A 20,476-nucleotide genomic window follows, 5' to 3' on the forward strand; every position below is an offset into this window, starting at 1 on the left:
TGCTCAGTTCTTCGGGATCAGGGCCAGGAATTCGCGGCGCAGCGCGGAGTCCTTGAGGAACACGCCGCGCATGACGGAGTTGATCATCTTGCTGTCCATGTCCTTCACGCCGCGCCAGGCCATGCAGTAGTGGGTGGCCTCCATCACGATGGCCAGGCCGTCGGGCTGCGTCTTCTCCATGATCAGGTCGGCCAGCTGCACCACGGCTTCTTCCTGGATCTGCGGGCGGCCCATCACCCACTCGGCCAGGCGCGCGTACTTGGACAGGCCGATCACGTTGGTGTGCTCGTTGGGCATGACGCCGATCCAGACCTTGCCGATCACCGGGCAGAAGTGGTGGCTGCAGGCCGAGCGCACGGTGATCGGGCCCACGATCATCAGCTCGTTGAGGTGCTCGGCGTTGGGGAACTCGGTGATGCTGGGCGGCTTGACGTAGCGGCCCTTGAACACCTCGTTGAGGTACATCTTGGCCACGCGGCGCGCCGTGTCGCCGGTGTTGTGGTCGCTCTGGGTGTCGATCACCAGGCTGTCGAGCACGCCCTGCATCTTGGTCTCAACCTCGTCCAGCAGCGCCTCGAGCTCGCCGGGCTGCACGAAGTCGGCGATGTTGTCGTTGGCGTGGAAGCGCTTGCGGGCGGCGCGGATGCGCTCGCGGATCTTCACCGACACGGGCGTGCCAGCGTCGGCGTCGGCGGCGGTCATGGGCGGGTCGGCTTTCATGAGCATGCCGCATGCTAACACCGGGCGTTCCCCTGCCGTGTCATGAAGGTTTTTGGCCTCGGGCCGGCACCAATACTTGTCCCGCAGCTACAGATTCAGGAGCGATTCCAGGTCCTGCAGCGTGTTGGCCTCGTGCAGCGGCTTGTCGTGGCGGATGCGCAGCATGCGGGGAAAGCGCACCGCGATGCCGCTCTTGTGGCGCGGGCTGCGGTTGATGCCCTCGAAGCCCAGCTCGAACACCAGGGTGGGCCGGACGCTGCGCACCGGGCCGAACTTCTCGAGCGTGGTGCGGCGGATGACGGCGTCGACCTGGCGGAACTCCTCGTCGGTCAGCCCCGAGTAGGCCTTGGCGAAGGCGACCAGTTTCAGGGCCCCCACGCTCCCCGCTTCGCGTGGTTCGCTGCCCCCCGGGGGGGCCTTCGCGCCTTGGGGCGGCCCGGCGGCGCTCATCGCGGCAATCGCCGCATCGGCCTCGGCCTGGCCCTCGGGCTCGCGGCTCCACACGGCGAAGGTGTAGTCGGTGTAGACCGAGGCGCGCCGCCCGTGGCCGGCCTGCGCGTACACCAGCACGCAGTCGATGGTCATGGGATCGATCTTCCACTTCCACCACAGGCCGTCGGCCTTGGTTCGGCCGGTGCCGTAGGCGGCGTCCAGGCGCTTGAGCATGAAGCCCTCCACGCCGCGCTCGCGCGACTGGCGGCGGCGCTCGGCGTATTCCAGCCAGGAGGACGCGTGCTCGATCGGCGACAGCTTGAACGGGGTGCCGTCCAGCAGGGCCTCCAGCCGCGCGCGGCGCTCGCGCTGCGGCACGGCGCGGATGTCCTGGCCACCCTGCTCCAGCAGGTCGTAGGCCATGAAGGTGACCGGCGCCTCCTGCAGCACCTTCTTGGTCAGGGTCTTGCGGCCGATGCGCTGCTGCAGCAGCGAGAACGGCGCCGGCCGGCCGATCACCGTGCCGGGCGGCTCCACCGGCTCGTCCTTCCACACCATGATCTCGCCATCGAGCACCGTGCCGTCGGGCAGCGGCTGGGCCATCGCCACGATCTCGGGGAAGCGGTCCGTCACCAGCTCCTCGCCGCGCGACCAGAGCCACACGGCGCCGCCGCGCTTGACGATCTGGCCGCGGATGCCGTCGTACTTCCACTCCACCTGCCAGTCGGCCACCGGCCCGAGCTTGGCCTGGAACACCTCGGCCGGCGCGTCCAGCTGGTGCGCCAGGAAGAAGGGGTAGGGCTGGCCCTCGTCGCGCAGCTGCGCCGCGCCCTCCTCGGCCTGGGCGATCAGCGCCAGCAGCCGTTCGGCCGAGGGCTGGGCCCGGCCGTCGGTGTAGCCCATCATGCGCTGGGCCACCTGCTTGGCGTCCACGCCGCCATGGGCCGCCAGCGCCCGCTGCACCAGCAGCTTGCTCACGCCCACGCGGAAGCCGCCGCCCACCAGCTTGGTCAGCAGGAAGCGTCCCTGCGTGTCGAGCTCGGCCCAGTAGCCGCGCACGCGCTGGGCGATCTCCTGCGGCGGCAGGCCGCGCAGGGGCAGCAGCCGCTGCTCCACCCAGTCGGCCAGGCCCAGGTCCGAGGTTTCGCCGCCGCGCGGCAGCACATGGGCGATGGTCTCGGCCAGGTCGCCCACGGCCTGGTAGCACTCGTCGAACAGCCAGGGGGCTATGCGTGCCTCCTGGCAGGCCAGCTCGGCCAGCACGGCCATGGGCGCGACCTGGCGCGGCTTGCCGCCCGCCAGGAAGTACACGGCCCAGGCCGCGTCGCGCGGCGCCGCCTGCGCGAAGTAGCGCTGCAGGGCCTCGACCTTGGCGTTGGTCGAGGTGGTGGCGTCCAGCTCGGCGAACAGGCGCGAGAACAGCTTCATAGAAAAAAACCGCGTCCCAGCATCAGCGCGAACAGCACCAGCACGCCGGCAAAGGCCGGCCAGCCGAGCAGGAACCAGATGCGGAACTGCCGGTGGAAACGCGCGTCCAGCGCCTGCACCGAGGGCGCGGCCCGCGCGCCGTCGCGCAGCTGGATCTGCAGCCACACCACCGGCAGCCAGCACAGGCCCACGAACACGTAGGTGGCGGCCACCCAGGCGATCCAGGGGCTGCGCCAGCTGCCGCCCGCCAGGTGCCACAGCAGCGCACCGGTGACCGGCTGGATCGCCGCCCAGACCGCTGTGAAGACGGTGTCGGCCACCACCGTGAGCGTCAGCACGCCGCGCAGCAGGCCGATGTCCTGGTGGCGCAGCGCCATGCGATAACCGAACCAGGCAAAGAAGGCGATGCCCAGGCCGGTGCCGAACAGGATGGCCGAGCCGATCAGGTGCAGGTACTTGAGGGCCAGGTAGGTCATGCACCCTCCCCCGCCGGCTCGGTGTCGGCCTCGATCCGGTCGTCGCCGTACTCGGTCTGGAACGCCTGCGCCTGCAGGCCCTGCTCGGCCAGGTAGCGCACCATCACCGGCACGCTGCCATGGGTGACGATGACGCGCTGCGCACCGGTGGCGCCGATCGCGTCCAGCAGGCCCGGCCAGTCGGCATGGTCGGACAGCACGAAGCCGCGGTCGTAGCCGCCGCGCCGGCGCGCGCCGCGCAGCTGCATCCAGCCGCTGGCGAAGGCGGTGCTGCATTCCCCGAAGCGGCGCAGCCAGGTGCTGGCCGTCGCGCTGGGCGGGCACAGCACCAGGCAGCGCCGCAGCTCGGCCTTGTCGGCCACCTCGCTGACCAGGCGCGTGGGCGGCAGCTCCACCCCGGCGGCCCGGTAGGCGCGGTTGAGCGGTTCCACCGCGCCGTGCACGATGATCGAACCGATGGACGGGTCCACGCCGCTGAGGATGCGCTGCGCCTTGCCGAAGCTGTAGCAGGCCAGCACGCTGGCGCGGCCCACCGCTGCATTGGCCGCCCACCAGGCGTTGACGTCGGCGAAGAGCTCCTCGTCCGGGCACCAGCGGTAGATCGGCAGGCCGAAGGTCGATTCGGTGATGAAGACGTCGCAGCGCACCGGCTCGAACGGCGCGCAGGTGCGGTCGGGCGCCACCTTGTAGTCGCCGCTGGCCACCCAGACCCGGCCGCCGTGCTCCAGCCGCACCTGGGCCGATCCCAGCACGTGGCCGGCCGGGTGCAGCGACACCGTGACGCCGTGGTGCGTGATGCGCTCGCCGTACGGCAGGGTCATCAGGTCGATCTCGCCCAGCCGCGCGCGCAGCACGCCCTCGGCCGGCGCCGCTGCCAGGTAGCGGCCGTGGCCGACGCGCGCATGGTCGGCATGGGCGTGCGTGACGACGGCGCGCGGCACCGGCCGCCAGGGGTCGATGTAGAAGTCGCCCGGCGGGCAGTACAGCCCCTCGGGCCTTTGCACCACCAGGTCCTGCGCGGCCGCCGTCACAGGTACCTCTTGCCCTGCACCGCCAGCGCCAGCCGCATGACGCCCAGCGCCAAGCCTTCCAGCACGCGCTGGCGCAGCGGCCGGGTGCCGTACTGCGCCGGGTCCATGGCCGCCGCCGGGTCGCCGATGGCCTGCAGCAGGCGCTGGCGCAGCTGCAGCGCGAACGGCGCGTCCTCCACCACCACGTTGGCCTCGCGCGCCAGCAGCAGGCTCAGCGGGTCGAGGTTGGACGAGCCCACGGTGGCCCAGCGGGCGTCGATCACCGCCACCTTGGCATGCAGGAAGCTGGGCGAGTACTCGTGGATGGCCACGCCGGCCTGCAGCAGCGCGCCGTAGATGGGCCGCGCGGCGTAGTACTGCATGAAGTACTCGTAGCGCCCCTGCAGCAGCAGCTTGACCTGCACGCCACGCCGCGCCGCGCTGGCCAACGCCTCGCGCAGCTTGCGGCCGGGCACGAAGTAGGCATTGGCGATGATGATCTCGCTCTGGGCCCGGCCGATGGCGCGGCGGTAGGCGCGCTCGATGCGCGCGCGGTAGCGCAGGTTGTCGCGCAGCAGCAGCGCGGCGCGGGCGCGCTGCTCGGCCGCCGGCGCAGGGTCCTGCGGCCAAGGCGGCACGGCCGTGGGCCGCGGCGGGAACAGCGCGCCGGACAGGGCCTGCCCGCGCAGGCTGTGCCGCGCGCGCAGGCGCTGCCACAGCTGCTGCGTGGCGGCGTGCACCTCGGCCACCAGCGGGCCCGTGACCTGCACCGCGAAGTCGAAGCGCGGGGCCTCCAGCGTGCCGTGGTTGGGGTCGTGCAGGTCGTCCAGGATGTTGATGCCGCCGCAGAAGGCCATCGTGCCGTCCACCACGCACAGCTTGCGGTGCAGGCGGCGCCAGCTGCCGGGCCACAGCACGCCCAGGCTGCCGACCGGGGCGTAGACCTGCCAGGCCACGCCGGCCTGCTCGAAGCGGTGCGCCCAGTCGGGCGGCACCCCGGGCGTGCCGAAGCCGTCCACCACCACCTGCACCGCGACGCCGCGCCGCGCCGCCCGCTCCAGCGCGTAGGCCACCTCGCTGCTGGCGCCGGTGAAGTCGAAGATGTAGGTTTCCAGCCGCACCTCGCGCTTCGCCTGCTCGATCGCGGCGATCAGCGCGGGGAACAGCTCGCGGCTGCCCTCCAGCAGGCGCAGCCCGTGGCCGCCGCGCAGGGGTGGCAGGCGCAGCGGCATGCTAGGCGCGGAACTCCGCGATCAGCGGCAGGTGGTCGGACATCTGGCCCCAGATGCGGCCGCGCGGGGCCTCCAGCCCGACCGGCTTGAGGCCGCGGGCGTACACGTAGTCGAGCTGGGTGAGCGGCAGGCGCGAGGGGTAGGTGCGCACGCGCTCGGCCACGAAGTCGGCCAGGCCCAGCGCGGCCATGGGCTCGCGCAGCTTGCCGCCCCAGTCGTTGAAGTCGCCGGCCACCAACAGCGGCGCCTTGCGCGGGATCTCGCGCTCGATGAAGCGGCCCAGCTGCTCGACCTGCCGCAGCCGGCTGGCCGCGATCAGGCCCAGGTGCACCACGATCACGTGCACGGTGCGCCGCTCCACCTGCACGCACACGTGCAGCAGCCCGCGCTGCTCGAAGCGGTGGTCCGACATGTCCTCATGGCCCTGGGACACCACCGGCCAGCGCGACAGCAGCGCATTGCCGTGCTCGCCGAAGCGCGTGGTGGCGTTGGTCTGGTAGACGGCCTGGTAGCCCATCGGGCACAGGAACTCGGCCTGCGGCAGCTCGGGCCAGCGGGTGAAGTAGCGCTCCTCGCGCCGGTGCAGCTTGCGCACCTCCTGCAGGCAGACGATGTCGGCGTCCAGCTGCTCGACGGCATGGCCGATGTTGTGGATTTCCAGCCGCCGCGCCGGGCCGAAGCCCTGGACGCCTTTGTGGATGTTGTAGGTCGCGACCCGGAGGATCATCGTTCAGCGCTGCGCCCGGCCATCGGCAAATTGTGGCAGCAGAAGGATGGCTTCGGCGTTGGAGGGTGAGAAGCAGGCATCGGCAGCCTCCCGCCAGGGCAGCCAGCGCCAGGCCGTGTGCTCGCACGGGCTCAGCAGCACCGGCGTGGCGGGCGGCACGCGCAGGCCGAACACGTGCTCGGTGTTGCGCGTCACGCCCGGTGCGTAGCGGTGCAGCCAGCGCGGGTAGATGTCGTACACGTTGGCCAGGCCCCAGTCGCGCAGCCCGGCATGCAGGGGCGTGCCGGGGCGGCAGTCGATGCCGGTTTCCTCCAGCACCTCGCGCGCCGCCGTGTCGGCCAGCTCTTCCTCAAAGCTGTCCTTGCTGCCGGTCACCGACTGCCAGAACCCGGGCGCATCGGCCCGGTTGATGAGCAGCACCTCGAGCTCGGCGGTATGGACCACCACCAGCACGGACTCGGGGATCTTGAATGGCTTGGCGGCCATCACACGCCGCTGATGACGGCGTCGAGGGCATCACGCAGCGCGTCTGCCTGCGCCGTGACATTCGCAACCGGCTTCTTGAGCAGCCGTGCAGGCCACGGCGCGCACTGATGCGACGCCAGGAAGAACCGTTCGCCTTCGACCTCCACCGTGAGCGCGAGCCTGCGCGGCACGTTCGCCGGCGGCGTGGCTGACAACCGTTGCAAGGGCATGACCAGCCGCGTCGGTAGATGATCGAGCTGATCGCTTTGGATGACGACGAAATAAGGGAAGCCCTGGGCCTGAGCGACGCTTGGATTGCGAAAAACGTCGAACTGGGCCATCACCACCGACTACCAGGGCCGGAACTCTTCACCGAACACGCCGTAGGTATCGAAGTGGCGGTTCTGTTCGGCAATCCAGTCCTTGTAGGTCTCGTTGAATTCCTTTTGACGCTGTGCCATCGACTTGTTGCCCGCCGCCGCCTTGAGTGCCTGGAACTCTTCGTACGACACGATGACCGAGTCCGGCCGGCCGTCTTTCTCGACGATCACCGGCTCCACTTTGGCTTGGCTGCACAGATAGCCGAACCGGTTCTTTGCTTCAGTCGCCGTGACTTGCATGGGAACTCCTCGAGTTAGTGGCCATTTTAGCCATCGATCCTCAGGATGGAACGAGCGGTTCGGGCGTCTCTCAAGCCGCCTGCGGATTCCTCAGCCGGATGTGCAGCTCGCGCAGCTGCTTCTCGTCCACCGGGCCGGGCGCGCCGGTCAGCAGGTCCTGGGCGCGCTGGGTCTTGGGGAAGGCGATCACGTCGCGCAGGCTTTCGGCGCCGGTCATCAGCATGACGAAGCGGTCCAGGCCGATGGCGATGCCGCCGTGCGGCGGGGCGCCGTACTGCAGCGCGTCCAGCAGGAAGCCGAACTTGAGCTTGGCCTCCTCGGCGTCGATCTTGAGCGCGCGGAACACCTTGCTCTGCACGTCCTCGCGGTGGATACGCACCGAGCCGCCGCCCAGTTCGATGCCGTTGAGCACGGCGTCGTAGGCCTTGGCGACGCAGCGGCCCGGATCGGTCTCCAGCCAGTCCTCGTGGCCGTCCTTGGGCGAGGTGAAGGGGTGGTGCACCGCGTTCCAGCGCTGCGCATCGTCGTCGTACTCGAACATCGGGAAGTCGACCACCCACAGCGGCTTCCACTGGCCCTCGACCAGCCCGCGCGCCTTGCCGAACTCGCTGTGGCCGACCTTGACGCGCAGCGCCCCGATGGCGTCGTTGACCACCTTGGCCTTGTCGGCGCCGAAGAACAGCAGGTCGCCCTGGATGGCGCCGGTGCGCTCCAGGATGGCGGCGACCGCCGCGTCGTGCAGGTTCTTGACGATGGGCGACTGAAGCCCGTCCCTGCCCATGGCGGGATCGTTCACCTTGATCCAGGCCAGGCCCTTGGCGCCGTAGATCTTGACGAACTCGGTGTGCGCGTCGATCTCGCCGCGGCTCATGTCGGCGCCGCCGGGAATGCGCAGCGCCACCACGCGCCCGTCCGGCTGGTTGGCCGGCCCCGAGAACACCTTGAAGTCCACGTCCTTCATCACGTCGGTGAGCTCGGTGAACGCCAGCTTGACGCGCAGGTCCGGCTTGTCCGAGCCGTACAGGCGCATCGCCTCGGCGTGCTTCATCACCGGGAAGGCCGGCAGCTCCACGCCGATGGCGTGGTCGAAGGTGCTGCGGATCATGCCCTCGAACATGGTGCGGATCTCCTCCTCGGTCATGAAGGAGGTCTCGATGTCGATCTGGGTGAACTCGGGCTGGCGGTCGGCGCGCAGGTCCTCGTCGCGGAAGCACTTGGTGATCTGGTAGTAGCGGTCGAAGCCGGCCACCATCAGCAGCTGCTTGAACAGCTGGGGCGACTGCGGCAGCGCGAAGAACATGCCGTCGTGCACGCGGGAGGGCACCAGGTAGTCGCGCGCGCCCTCGGGCGTGCTCTTGGTGAGCATGGGCGTCTCGATGTCGATGAAGCCGTTGGCGTCGAGGAACTTGCGCACCTCCATCGTCACCTTGTAGCGCAGCATCAGGTTGTTCTGCATGTACGGGCGGCGCAGGTCCAGCACGCGGTGCATCAGGCGCGTGGTCTCGGACAGGTTCTCGTCGTCCAGCTGGAACGGCGGGGTCACCGAGGGGTTGAGCACGGTCAGCTCGTGGCACAGCACCTCGATCTTGCCGCTCTTGAGGTTGTCGTTGGTGGTGCCCGCCGGGCGCGCGCGCACCAGGCCCTTGACCTGGATGCAGAACTCGTTGCGCAGGCCCTCGGCCGCCTTGAACATCTCCGGGCGGTCGGGGTCGCACACCACCTGCACGTAGCCCTCGCGGTCGCGCAGGTCCACGAAGATCACCCCGCCGTGGTCGCGCCGGCGGTTCACCCAGCCGCACAGGCTCACGGTCTGGCCCAGCAGGTCCTCGGTCACGAGGCCGCAATAGGTGGTGCGCATCTTTTGAGGGGACATGGCAGTTTCCGAGGGGAGCGCCCGCCGGGGCGGCGGGCGCGGATTACTTGAGGAGGTTGTTGACGGGCCCGCCCGGGACGACCACGCCCATGGAGATCACGTAGCGCAGGGCCTCGTCCACGGTCATGCGCAGCTCGATGCAGTCGGTCCTGCGCAGCATGACGAAGTAGCCGCCCGTGGGGTTGGGCGTGGTGGGCACGTACACGCTCAGGTACTCGCCCTGCAGGTGGTTGGTGACGTCACCGCCCGGGGTGCCCGTAACGAACCCGATGGTCCAGACGTCCGGCCGCGGCCACTGCACCAGCACCGCGGTGCGGAATGCATTGCCCGAGGGCGAGAACAGGGTGTCGGAGACCTGCTTGACGCTGGAGTAGATGGACCGCACCACCGGGATGCGGTTGAGGATGGCATCGCCCCACTCCACCAGCCGCCGGCCGACGATGTTGCTGGTGATGGCGCCCACCGCCAGCAGGATGGCCAGCGCCAGCAGCACGCCCAGGCCGGGCACGTGGTAGCCGATCAGCCGGTCCGGCTGCCAGGCCGCCGGCAGGATCAGCAGCGTCTGGTCCAGCGTGCTGATGATCCATTCGAGCACCCACACCGTGATGGCCAGCGGCACGATCACCAGCAGGCCGGCGAACAGCCATTTGCGCAAGGGGGCCATCACGTCGGCCGCTCAGTGGCAGGCGCAGGCGCTGCCGCAGCCGCCGGCCGATGCGGACGGGGCGTCGGACTTGGGCGCGGCCGCGCCCAAGTCCGGCTTGGATTCGGCCTTGTCGGCCGGCTTGGCGTCGCCGGACTTGGCCGGATCCGATGCGGGGGCGGAAGCGCCGCCGCCGTTGCGGAAGTCGGTCGCGTACCAGCCGGAGCCCTTGAGCTGGAAGCCGGCGGCGGTGATCTGCTTGCCAAAGGCGCTGGCGCCGCAGGCCGGGCACTCGGTCAGCGGGGCGTCCGAGACTTTCTGCAGGACATCCTTGGCATGGCCACAGGAGCCGCATTTGTAGGCGTAGATGGGCATGGCGTCAAAGGAAGTGTGCGGGCGCAAAGCCCGCAATTATAGGCGGCGGGCCCCGACTCAAGCCCTTCAATTGCCGGCGCCGGCCCAAGCCGGCCGGGCCTCAGGCCGTGACGGGGTGCCGGGGCTCGTGGCGGTTGCGCAGCACCTGCGGCGCGAGCGAACCGGCCACCATGCCCACCAGCGCCGCCAGCAGTCCGGCCAGCTGGCCGGGGAAGGCCTCGCCGAGGCCCTCGTTGATCTGCGGGAAGAACAGCACCCAGGTGCCTATGCCCGCCGCGATGGACGCGATGGCGCCCTGCGTGGTGGCCCGCTTCCAGTAGATGCCCATGACCAGCGGCACGAAGGCGCCGACCAGCGTCACCTGGTAGGCGGCCGAGACCAGGTCGTAGATGGGCGTGCCCTTCATCGCGATGGCGTAGGCCAGCACGATGGCGGTGAAGACCACGATGGTGATGCGCATGGCCAGCAGCTGCTGGCGGTCGCTCATGCCCGGGCGCAGGTTCTTCAGGATGTTCTCGACGAAGCTGGTCGACGGCGCCAGCAGCGTGGCGGAGGAGGTGCTCTTGATGGCCGACAGCAGCGCGCCGAAGAACAGGATCTGCATCACCAGCGGCATCTGCGTCAGCACGAAGGTGGGCAGCAGCCGCTGGTAGTCGTTCTTGGCCAGCTCCATGGCGTTGTTGCCCATCACCACCACGGCGCTGGCGACGATGAACATGGGCACGAAGGCGAACAGGATGTAGCTGACGCCGCCGATCACGGCGCCTTTCTGCGCCGTGCCCACGTCCTTGGCCGACATGACGCGCTGGAATACGTCCTGCTGGGGGATGCTGCCCAGCATCATGGTCAGGCCGGCGGCCACGAAGAAGGCGATGTCGGTGAAGGTCGGCGCGGGGAAGAAGTTCCACAGGTTCTGCGAGGTCGCCATCGCGAACACCTGGTCCGAGCCCCCCGCCAGGCTGCTGGCGAACACGGCGATGACCGACAGCCCCACCACCAGCACGATCATCTGGATGAAGTCGGTCCAGGCGATCGCCAGGAAGCCGCCGATCACCACGTAGACCAGCACGGCCAGCGTGCCCACCACCATGCCCGCCGTCTCGGACATCGCGCCGTTGGTCAGCACCGAGAACACCAGGCCCAGGGCCGTGATCTGCGCGGCCACCCAGCCCAGGTAGCTCAGGATGATGGCGACGGAGCAGAACACCTCGACGCCGCGCCCGTAGCGCGCGCGGTAGAAGTCGCCGATGGTCAGCAGGTTCTGCTTGTACAGCTTGGCGGCGAAGAACACGCCCACCAGGATCAGGCAGGTGCCCGCGCCGAACGGGTCTTCCACGACGGCGTTGAGGCCGCCCTGCACGAACTTGGCCGGGATGCCCATCACCGTCTCGGCGCCGAACCAGGTGGCGAAGGTGGTGGTCACCACCATGACGAGCGGCAGGCGCCGGCCGGCGAGCGCGAAGTCCGCCGTGGACTTGACGCGGGTGCCGGCCCAGGCGCCCAGCGCCAGCGTGCCCACCAGGTACAGGACGACAAACGAGATCAGCGTGTAGTTCATCGACGGCCACCATGCCCACCGTGGGCCGGCGCATTATGCCAAGGCACGGCCGCGCTCAGAACAGGCGGACGCGCACCACCAGCTGCATGACCACCAGCCCCAGCACGAAGCCCACGCCGCCGTACACCAGGCCCTGCAGCAACCGGTTGGTGCGGCGCTGCTCGGCCAACATGGTGTCGAGCTTGCGGCCGAGGACGACGCTGGGGTTCTGCCGCAGGAAGTCGTGCGCCAGGCGGGGCAGCTCGGGCAGCATCTTGGCGTAGCGCGGCGCCTGGTCGCGCAGCTCGGCCCACAGCTTCTGCGGGCCGACCTGCTCCAGCATCCAGCGCTCCAGGAAGGGCCGGGCGGTGGCCCACAGGTCCAGGTCGGGGTCGAGCTGCCGGCCCAGCCCCTCGATGTTCAGCAGCGTCTTCTGCAGCAGCACCAGCTGCGGCTGGATCTCGACGTTGAAGCGGCGCGAGGTCTGGAACAGGCGCATCAGCACCATGCCCAGCGAGATCTCGCGCAGCGGCCGGTCGAAGTACGGCTCGCACACGGTGCGCACCGCGCCCTCCAGCTCGTCGACGCGCGTGCCCGGCGGCACCCAGCCGGACTCGATGTGCAGCTCGGCCACCCGCTTGTAGTCGCGCCGGAAGAAGGCGGTGAAGTTCTGCGCCAGGTACTCCTTGTCGAACTCGGTCAGCGTGCCGATGATCCCGAAGTCCAGCGAGATGTAGCGGCCGAAGGTCTGCGGCGCCAGGCTGACCTGGATGTTGCCGGGGTGCATGTCGGCATGGAAGAAGCCGTCGCGGAACACCTGGGTGAAGAAGATGGTCACCCCGTCGCGCGCCAGCTGGGGGAGCTGGACGCCCGCCTCCACCAGCCGCGCCGTCTGGTTGATCGGCACGCCGTCCATGCGCTCCATGACGATGACCTCGGGATGGCAGAAGTCCCAGTACATCTCCGGGATCAGCACCAGGTCCAGGCCCGCCATGTTGCGCCGCAGCTGGGCGGCGTTGGCCGCCTCGCGCACCAGGTCCAGCTCGTCGTGCAGGTACTTGTCGAACTCGGCCACCACCTCGCGCGGCTTGAGGCGCTTGCCGTCGGCCGACAGGCGCTCGACCCAGCCGGCCATCATGCGCATCAGCGCCAGGTCCTTCTCGATGATGGGCAGCATGCCGGGGCGGCGCACCTTGACCGCGACCTGGCGCAGCTCGCCCTGGCGCGTGGCCAGGGTGGCGAAGTGCACCTGGGCGATGGAGGCGCTGGCCACCGGCTCGCGCTCGAAGCTGGCGAACACGCTGTCCACCGGCCGGCGGAAGGCGCGCTCGACGATGGCCACGGCGATCTCGGAGGGAAAGGGCGGCACCCGGTCCTGCAGCCGCGCCAGCTCGTCGGCGATGTCCGGCGGCAGCAGGTCGCGCCGAGTCGACAGGACCTGGCCGAACTTGACGAAGATCGGCCCCAGGCATTCCAGCGCCTCGCGCAGGCGCTGGCCGCGTGGCTCGTGCAGCCGCCGGCCCAGGGCCAGGACGCGCGCCAGGCGGTGCAGCCAGGGCTGCTGGAAGCTGTTGAGGACGAGCTCGTCCAGGCCATAGCGCAGGACGATCCAGAAGATGAAGGCGCCGCGCCAGTAGCGCGTCATCGGGCCGCGCCCGCTGCCGGCGACGCCGATGCCGCGCCCCTGCCGCCGGGCGCGCGGCCGACAAAGCGGCGCAGCGCCTCGCCCGCCTGCCGCAGCGCCCGGCCGGCCGCATGGGCCGGGGCGTCGCCCACCAGGCGCGACAGGTCCTCCTCCAGGTCCCAGCGCACGTGGTCCACCAGCCAGTTGATCTCGGCGGCGAACTGCACGTCGCCGGCGATGCGCACCGCCGGCTTGTCGCCGCGCAGCGCCGCCTGTGCCAGCTGCCAGGGCGACTCGTCGGTCACGGTGAGCGTGAGATCGGGCACGGTGGCCGGCGGGGCCAGGTCCAGCAGGCCGGCCGGCGTGGCCACCAGCCGCAGGCTGAACTGGCGCCAATGCGCCTCCACCACCCGGCCGGTCTGGCGCGCCAGCCGCGCGCAGGCCTCGGGCTCCTGCATCAGCACGTGGTTGAGCAGCAGCACCAGCCGGCGCTGGGTCTCCTCGACCAGCCAGGGCGGGGGCTGGAACGCCTGGGCCAGGCCGTCCAGAAAAGCAAAGGGGGACCGTGTCGCCATAGTCCCCCGATTATGAGGTTGAGCGCCGAGCGCCAGGCCGGGCCTGGGCTCAGCGAGGGCACCACGTCACTGCAAGGCCTGCACCCCCGCCACCAGCCAGCCGGTGGATCCGTTCTTGGGCTTGGTCATGTTCCAGACCTCGCGGAACGGGCTGGGCCCGGCCGAGGGCTCCTCGCGGATCATGCCGGAGAACTCCACGCTGGCCATGTAGTCGTCGCCCAGGTCCTCGATGCCCAGCAGCTGGGCCTCGAGCATGACCACGTCGGTCTTGTTCGGCTGGCCCGGCCGGTGGCTCTCGCGCTCGGCCAATTGGGCCCGGATCTCGCCCAGCATCTCGTCGGTCATCATGGAGCGCAGCGCCTGCAGGTCGGAGCGGTCCCAGGCGTCCTGCAGCGTCACGAAGTTCTGCTTGGCCGCGGTCACGAAGCCGGCGGTGTCAAAACCGGGCGGAACGCCCCAGTTCTGCGAACCGGCCAGCGCGGAACCGATCTGCACGCCGCCGCCCGCCGCACCGTACTTGCCGGCGTCGAAGGCCATGCTGCCGCGCTCCCAGGGCCGGGCGGAGGCGTCGTTGCCCACCTTGTCCGGGTCGTAGTGGGAATTCGGCGCCAGGTCCGCGTCGGCCGGGGCGCCGGCGCCCTGGAAGGCCATGGGGCGTCCCCGGACCGCAGCCGGCGCGGCGCGGCGCGACCGCATGATGAAACCGATCACCAGCATCACCACCAGCACCAGCAGCGCGATCATCAGGAACTGCGCGAACTCGGCGCCCAGGCCCAGGGCGCTGGCCAGCCAGGCCAGTCCCAGGCCGGCCGCCAGGCCGCCCAGGATGCCGCCCCAGGGCCGGCGCGGCGCCGCGGCGGCCGGGTTGGCGGCCGGCGTGCCGGGGCGTGCGGCCGGCGCCGCCTGGTTCTGCGCCGCGCCGGGCGCGGTCTGGGCGTTGCCGGGGGTGGCGGGCGCCTGCGGCGGCGTGGCGTCGCGCTGCGTCACGTTGCCCGACTGGCGGCCGAGGTTGCGCCCGCCGCCCATGCGGCGCTGGGCGTCGGCATCGAGGCTGGCCAGGGCCAGGGTGCCGGCCAGGATCATCACAGCCCAGTGTTTCATGTCGCGTCCTTCCAGAAATGAATACGAGTCAGCACTTGATTCCAACATGCAGCGCCACCACACCCCCGGAGAGGTTGTGATAGTCCACGTGGCCGAAACCACCTTTCTTCATCAGGGCCTTGAGCGCGGCCTGATCGGGATGCATGCGGATGGATTCAGCCAGGTAGCGGTAGCTGTCGGCGTCGCCGGCCACCAGCCGGCCCAGCCGCGGCAGCACCTTGAACGAGTACCAATCGTAGGCCCTGGCCAGCGGCCGCGCCACCTTGGAGAACTCCAGCACCAGCAGCTTGCCGCCCGGCCGCAGCACCCGGTGCATTTCGGCGACCGCCTGCTCCTTGTGCGTCATGTTGCGCAGCCCGAAGGCCACGCTCACCCGGTCGAAGCTGCCGTCGGCGAACGGCAGGCGCTCGGCGTCGCAGACCAGGGTGGGCAGCACCACGCCGGCGTCGAGCAGGCGGCTGCGCCCGGTGCGCAGCATGGCCTCGTTGATGTCGGTGTGCACCACCTGGCCGGAGGGGCCGGCCTTGCGGGCGAACGCCAGGGCCAGGTCGCCGGTGCCGCCGGCGATGTCCAGCACCTGGTGACCGGGCCGCACGTCGGCCACCAGCACGGTGTAGGCCTTCCAGGCGCGGTGCAGCCCCATCGACATCAGGTCGTTCATCAGGTCGTAGCGCGGCGCGACCGAATCGAAGACGTCTCGCACGCGCCTGGCCTTGTCGTGCTCGTCGACCTGCTGGTAGCCGAAGTGGGTGCTGGACATGGCCCGATGCTAGGACAAGCGGGCCGCGCGTGGCGGCTCAGCCCTGCCGCAAGCGCGGGGATTCTGTCGCGGGATGTAAAGAGTCCGGCGTCAGTGGCCGCAGGCGCCCGCCGACTTGGCCGCCATGGGGGCGTCGCGGTCCACGCCGGCGTGCGCCAGGCGCTGCTCGTAGTCCTGCCACAGCTGCTGCTGCTGCGAGCCCAGGAAGTACAGGTAGTCCCAGGAGTAGATGCCGCTGTCGTGCCCGTCGGAGAAGGTCGGCTGCACGGCATAGTTGCCCACCGGCGCCAGGCTGGCGATCGCCACCTCGCGCTTGCCGGTCTGCAGCACCTCCTGGCCCGGCCCGTGGCCCTGCACCTCGGCCGAGGGAGAGTAGACGCGCATCAACTCGAAGGGGATGCGGAAGCTGGCCCCGTCCGCGAAGGCGACTTCCAGCACGCGCGAGCGCGCATGCACCGTCATCGCCACCGGCGCGGGGGTATCGCGGTTCAGTCCTGCCATGCCACTGTCCTCGGGGAAAACCCTATTAAAACGCCAGGCGCTGGCGCAAGGCCTGGTCCAGCGCCGGCAGGCGGGCCTGCAGCGCCGCCAGCTTGTCGGCCGGCGCCGGCCGCTGCGCCGCGGCCCAGACCGGCGACGGGAAATGGCTGTCCCAGCGGAAGCGCGCGATCAGGTGCCAGTGCAGGTGCGGCACCTGGTTGCCCAGGGCCGCCAGGTTCACCTTGTCGGGCGACAGGTGCTCGCGCACCAGCCGCTCGGCGGCGGCCACGGCTTCCATGCAGTGCTGGCGCTCGTCGGCGGCCAGGTCGGAGAACTCGGCCACGTGGTCGCCCCAGACCAGGCGGTAGAAGGCCGGGAAGCCCGCCTCGTCCGCGCGGATCAGGCGAAAGTGCGCGCCGGTGGCCACCAGCTCGCCGCCGGCCGACTCGCACAAGGGACAGCCCGGCGAGCGCATGGTCAGACCAGCACCCGCTCGATGCCGCCCTGGTTGGCCGCCTGCACGTACTGCGGCATCCAGTCGGGGCCCAGCAGGCGGTTGGCCATCTCGACCACGATGTAGTCGGCCTCGAGCAGGCCGCTCGTCAGGTCGTGGCGGTAGCGGTTCAGGCCCTGCAGGCAGCTGGGGCAGCTGGTCAGCACCTTGAGGTTGCCCTGGGCGCCGGTGGCCGCGCGCAGCGCGTCCTCGTCCTTGCGCAGCTGCTCCTCCTTGCGAAAGCGCACCTGGGTGGAGATGTCGGGCCGGGTCACGCCGAAGGTGCCGGACTCGCCGCAGCAACGCTCGGACTTGCGCACGTTGTCACCCACCAGCGCCTGGACCGTCTTCATCGGCTCCTGCAGCTTCAGCGGCGTGTGGCAGGGATCGTGGTACAGGTAGGCGCCCTCGCCGGCCAGCTTGATGCCCTTTTCCAGCAGGTACTCGTGGATGTCCACGATGCGGCAGCCCGGGAAGATCTTGTCGAACTCGTAGCCCTGCAGCTGGTCGTAGCAGGTGCCGCAGCTGACCACCACGGTCTTGATGTCCAGGTAATTGAGCGTGTTGGCCACCCGGTGGAACAGCACCCGGTTGTCGGTGATGATCTTCTCGGCCTTGTCGAACTGGCCGCTGCCGCGCTGCGGGTAGCCGCAGCACAGGTAGCCCGGCGGCAGCACGGTCTGCACGCCGGCGTGCCACAGCATGGCCTGCGTCGCCAGGCCCACCTGCGAGAACAGCCGCTCGGAACCGCAGCCCGGGAAGTAGAACACCGCCTCGGTCTCGGCCGTGGTGGACCGCGGGTCGCGGATGATGGGGACGTAGTCCCGGTTCTCGATGTCCAGCAGCGCGCGGGCGGTCTTCTTGGGCAGCCCGCCCGGCAGCTTCTTGTTGACGAAGTGGACCACCTGCTCCTTGACCGGGGCGGTGCCGTGGGTCGAGGGCGGCAGCATCACCTGCTTCCTGGCGAAGCCGCGCAGCAGGCCGTTGGCCAGGCGCTGGGCCTTGAAGCCCACGCCCACCATGGCGCCGCGCACCAGCTTGATGGTCTCCGGGTTGGTGGCGTTGAGCATGAACATGGCGGCGGCGTTGCCGGGCCGGAAGCTCTTCTGCCCCATCTTGCGCAGCAGGTTGCGCATGTTCATGGAGACGTCGCCGAAGTCGATCTTGACCGGGCAGGGGTTCTCGCACTTGTGGCAGACCGTGCAGTGGTCGGACACGTCCTCGAATTCCTCCCAGTGCTTGACCGACACGCCGCGGCGGGTCTGCTCCTCGTACAGGAAGGCCTCCACCAGCAGCGAGGTGGCCAGGATCTTGTTGCGCGGGCTGTACAGCAGGTTGGCGCGCGGCACGTGCGTGGCGCACACCGGCTTGCACTTGCCGCAGCGCAGGCAATCCTTGATGGAATCCGCGATGGCGCCGATGTCGGACTGCTGCATGATCAGCGACTCGTGCCCCATCAGCCCGAAACTGGGCGTGTAGGCATTGGTCAGGTCGGCGTGCAGCCGGCGCGCCACCTCGTTGGGCTGCTCCCATTGCCGCAGCAGCTTGCCCTGGTTGAAGCGGCCCTCGGGGTCGACCTTGCGCTTGTATTCGGCGAACGGCGCCAGCTCCTCGTCGGTCAGGAACTCCAGCTTGGTGATGCCGATGCCGTGCTCGCCCGAGATCACGCCGTCCAGCGAGCGGGCCAGCGCCATGATGCGCTTGACGGCCTGGTGCGCGGCCTGCAGCATCCCGTAGTCGTCGCTGTTGACCGGGATGTTGGTGTGCACGTTGCCGTCGCCCGCGTGCATGTGCAGCGCCACCCAGACCCGGCCCTTGAGCACGCGCTGGTGGATGGCGTTCACTTCCTCCAGGATGGCGCGGAACGGCTGGCCGCCGAAGATGAGCGCGAGCGGCGCGCGGACCTGGGTCTTCCAGCTGGCGCGCAGGCGGTGGTCTTGGAGCTCGGGGAACAGGGTGTCGACCTGGTCCAGCCAGCCCTGCCACTGGGCGCGCACCTCGCGCAGCAGCGCCAGCGCCTGGCCCACGCGGTCCTCCAGCAGCTCGGCCGAGGGGATCTCGCTGGCGTCGTCCTGCCTGCCCAGCGGCAGATGGCCGCGCAGGAAGAAGGCCTCCAGTTCGTCCACCAGCTTGAGCTTGTTGGCCAGGGACAGCTCGATGTTGATGCGCTCGATGCCGTCGGTGTACTCGGCCATGCGCGGCAGCGGGATCACCACGTCCTCGTTGATCTTGAAGGCGTTGGTGTGCTTGCTGATGGCGGCCGTGCGCTTGCGGTCCAGCCAGAATTTCTTGCGCGCCTCGGGGCTGATGGCCACGAAGCCCTCGCCGCTGCGCGAATTGGCCAGGCGCACCACCTCGGAGGCGGCGCGCGCCACCGCGTCGGCATCGTCGCCGGCGATGTCGCCGATCAGCACCATCTTGGGCACGGCGGACGAGGGGCCGCCTTTGGCGTCCGTGGCCCGCTTGGCCTTGGTGGCGTAGCCCACCGCCTTGAGGTAGCGGTCGTCCAGGTGCTCCAGGCCGGCCAGCACGGTGCCCGAGCGCTTCTGCTCGGCGAACATGAAGTCCTTGATCTCGACAATGCTGGGCACCGCGTCCTTGGCGTTGCCGAAGAACTCCAGGCACACCGTGCGCGTGTGCGCCGGCATGCGGTGCACCACCCAGCGCGCGCTGGTGATCAGGCCATCCGTGCCTTCCTTCTGGATGCCCGGCAGGCCCGAGAGGAACTTGTCGGTGACGTCCTTGCCCAGGCCCTCCTTGCGGAAGGTGGAGCCGGCAATGGCCAGGCGCTCGGTGCGGATCGGCGTCCTGCCGTCGGCCTGGAAGTAGCGCAGCTCGAAGGTGGCGACCTCGGCGTCGTGGATCTTGCCCAGGTTGTGGTCCAGCCGCACCACTTCCAGCCACTGCGCCTGCGGCGTCACCATGCGCCAGGACACCAGGTTGTCCAGCGCCGTGCCCCACAGCACGGCCTTCTTGCCGCCGGCGTTCATGGCGATGTTGCCGCCTATGCAGGAAGCCTCGGCCGAGGTCGGGTCCACCGCGAAGACGTAGCCGGCGCGCTCGGCCGCGTCGGAGACGCGCTGCGTCACCACCCCGGCCTCGGTCCACACCGTGGGCAGCGGCCGGTCGTGGCCCGGCACGCTGACCAGCTCGACCTCGGTCATCGCCTCCAGCTTCTCGGTGTTGATGACCGCGCTGTTCCAGGTCAGCGGGATGGCGCCGCCGGTGTAGCCGGTGCCGCCGCCGCGCGGGATGATGGTCAGGCCCAGCTCGATGCAGCCGGCCACCAGGGCGGCCATCTCCGCCTCGGTGTCGGGCGTGAGCACGACGAACGGGTACTCGACGCGCCAGTCGGTGGCATCGGTCACGTGCGACACGCGCGACAGGCCGTCGAACTTGATGTTGTCCCTGGCGGTGAGCCGGCCCAGCACGCGCTGGGTGCGCCGGCGCAGCTCGGTCGTCCGGGTGAAGCCGGCGTCGAACGCGCGCACCGCCTGCCGGGCCGCCTCCAGCAGCTCGGCCACCAGAACGTCGCGCCCGGCGTCCGCCGGGCTGCCGGCCGGCGTGCGGCGCTTCTCCACCTCGGCCAGCCGGTGGTGCAGCGCATCGACCAGCAGGCGCCGCCGCCGGGGGTTGTCCAGCAGGTCGTCCTGCAGGTAGGGGTTGCGCTGCACCACCCAGATGTCGCCCAGCACCTCGTACAGCATGCGGGCCGAGCGGCCGGTGTGGCGCTCCTCGCGCAGCCGCCCCAGCACCTCCCAGGCGCGGGTGCCCAGCAGCCGGATCACGATCTCGCGGTCGGAGAACGAGGTGTAGTTGTAGGGGATCTCGCGCAGGCGCGGCGTTTGCGCGTCGCCGGCATGCAGGAGCTGGTTGAGCGGGGTGGGTGCGTTCATCGCGTTCGG

General features: G+C 70.1%; 20 protein-coding genes. All 20 read right to left on the reverse strand.

Annotated features, from left to right (window positions below):
• Nucleotides 1-3: 3 nt before the first annotated feature.
• Nucleotides 4-726: a GTP cyclohydrolase I gene (folE, locus tag RTA_RS15890; protein WP_438865674.1), complete on the reverse strand. Its 723-nt coding sequence runs from the start codon at nt 724-726 to the stop codon at nt 4-6.
• Between the two features lie 81 nt (nt 727-807).
• The gene (locus RTA_RS15895; protein ID WP_013902449.1) at nt 808-2,580 is read right to left on the reverse strand and encodes an ATP-dependent DNA ligase; all 1,773 of its coding nucleotides are present in this window, start codon (nt 2,578-2,580) and stop codon (nt 808-810) included.
• Entirely contained in the window at nt 2,577-3,056 is a 480-nt protein-coding gene (locus tag RTA_RS15900; RefSeq protein WP_013902450.1) for a DUF2269 family protein, read from the reverse strand. The genes RTA_RS15895 and RTA_RS15900 overlap by 4 nt, the downstream gene beginning before the upstream one ends.
• Complete coding sequence (locus tag RTA_RS15905; protein WP_013902451.1) at nt 3,053-4,087, reverse strand: ligase-associated DNA damage response exonuclease; 1,035 nt, start codon at nt 4,085-4,087, stop codon at nt 3,053-3,055. Before RTA_RS15905 ends, RTA_RS15900 begins: the two co-directional genes overlap by 4 nt.
• Nucleotides 4,084-5,298, reverse strand: a complete 1,215-nt coding sequence (clsB, locus tag RTA_RS15910) for a cardiolipin synthase ClsB (RefSeq protein WP_013902452.1) — start codon at nt 5,296-5,298, stop codon at nt 4,084-4,086. The genes RTA_RS15905 and clsB overlap by 4 nt, the downstream gene beginning before the upstream one ends.
• 1 nt (nt 5,299) lies before the next feature.
• Nucleotides 5,300-6,025 (reverse strand): endonuclease/exonuclease/phosphatase family protein, encoded by a 726-nt coding sequence (locus RTA_RS15915; RefSeq protein ID WP_013902453.1) that lies wholly within the window; start codon nt 6,023-6,025, stop codon nt 5,300-5,302.
• A 3-nt stretch (nt 6,026-6,028) separates the two neighbouring features.
• Nucleotides 6,029-6,511 (reverse strand): dihydroneopterin triphosphate diphosphatase, encoded by a 483-nt coding sequence (gene nudB / locus RTA_RS15920; protein WP_013902454.1) that lies wholly within the window; start codon nt 6,509-6,511, stop codon nt 6,029-6,031.
• On the reverse strand, nt 6,511-6,831 hold the full coding sequence (locus RTA_RS15925) for a CcdB family protein (protein ID WP_013902455.1): 321 nt from the start codon (nt 6,829-6,831) through the stop codon (nt 6,511-6,513). Before RTA_RS15925 ends, nudB begins: the two co-directional genes overlap by 1 nt.
• A gap of 9 nt (nt 6,832-6,840) precedes the next feature.
• Nucleotides 6,841-7,110, reverse strand: a complete 270-nt coding sequence (locus RTA_RS15930) for a type II toxin-antitoxin system Phd/YefM family antitoxin (protein WP_013902456.1) — start codon at nt 7,108-7,110, stop codon at nt 6,841-6,843.
• A gap of 70 nt (nt 7,111-7,180) precedes the next feature.
• Nucleotides 7,181-8,983, reverse strand: a complete 1,803-nt coding sequence (gene aspS, locus RTA_RS15935) for an aspartate--tRNA ligase (RefSeq protein WP_013902457.1) — start codon at nt 8,981-8,983, stop codon at nt 7,181-7,183.
• Between the two features lie 43 nt (nt 8,984-9,026).
• Complete coding sequence (locus RTA_RS15940) at nt 9,027-9,647, reverse strand: DUF502 domain-containing protein (protein WP_013902458.1); 621 nt, start codon at nt 9,645-9,647, stop codon at nt 9,027-9,029.
• 12 nt (nt 9,648-9,659) lie between these two features.
• Entirely contained in the window at nt 9,660-10,001 is a 342-nt protein-coding gene (locus tag RTA_RS15945; protein WP_041675665.1) for an FmdB family zinc ribbon protein, read from the reverse strand.
• Nucleotides 10,002-10,101: 100 nt separating this feature from the next.
• On the reverse strand, nt 10,102-11,559 hold the full coding sequence (locus tag RTA_RS15950; RefSeq protein WP_013902460.1) for a high affinity choline transporter 1: 1,458 nt from the start codon (nt 11,557-11,559) through the stop codon (nt 10,102-10,104).
• 55 nt (nt 11,560-11,614) lie between these two features.
• Entirely contained in the window at nt 11,615-13,183 is a 1,569-nt protein-coding gene (gene ubiB / locus RTA_RS15955; RefSeq protein WP_013902461.1) for a ubiquinone biosynthesis regulatory protein kinase UbiB, read from the reverse strand.
• Complete coding sequence (locus RTA_RS15960; protein WP_013902462.1) at nt 13,180-13,737, reverse strand: hypothetical protein; 558 nt, start codon at nt 13,735-13,737, stop codon at nt 13,180-13,182. Before RTA_RS15960 ends, ubiB begins: the two co-directional genes overlap by 4 nt.
• A 66-nt stretch (nt 13,738-13,803) precedes the next feature.
• Complete coding sequence (locus RTA_RS15965) at nt 13,804-14,838, reverse strand: Tim44 domain-containing protein (protein ID WP_041675666.1); 1,035 nt, start codon at nt 14,836-14,838, stop codon at nt 13,804-13,806.
• A 28-nt stretch (nt 14,839-14,866) separates the two neighbouring features.
• A complete protein-coding gene (gene ubiE, locus RTA_RS15970; RefSeq protein ID WP_041675667.1) occupies nt 14,867-15,598 on the reverse strand; it encodes a bifunctional demethylmenaquinone methyltransferase/2-methoxy-6-polyprenyl-1,4-benzoquinol methylase UbiE in 732 nt (243 codons plus the stop codon).
• Nucleotides 15,599-15,688: 90 nt separating this feature from the next.
• The gene (locus RTA_RS15975; RefSeq protein ID WP_013902465.1) at nt 15,689-16,099 is read right to left on the reverse strand and encodes a gamma-butyrobetaine hydroxylase family protein; all 411 of its coding nucleotides are present in this window, start codon (nt 16,097-16,099) and stop codon (nt 15,689-15,691) included.
• Between the two features lie 25 nt (nt 16,100-16,124).
• Nucleotides 16,125-16,553, reverse strand: a complete 429-nt coding sequence (locus RTA_RS15980; RefSeq protein ID WP_013902466.1) for an HIT family protein — start codon at nt 16,551-16,553, stop codon at nt 16,125-16,127.
• A 2-nt stretch (nt 16,554-16,555) separates the two neighbouring features.
• Nucleotides 16,556-20,467, reverse strand: coding sequence for a DUF3683 domain-containing protein (locus RTA_RS15985; protein ID WP_013902467.1), 3,912 nt, complete (start codon nt 20,465-20,467; stop codon nt 16,556-16,558).
• Nucleotides 20,468-20,476 lie beyond the last annotated feature (9 nt).

The organism is Ramlibacter tataouinensis TTB310, from assembly GCF_000215705.1.
In the GTDB taxonomy this organism is placed as follows: Bacteria; Pseudomonadota; Gammaproteobacteria; order Burkholderiales; family Burkholderiaceae_C; genus Ramlibacter; species Ramlibacter tataouinensis.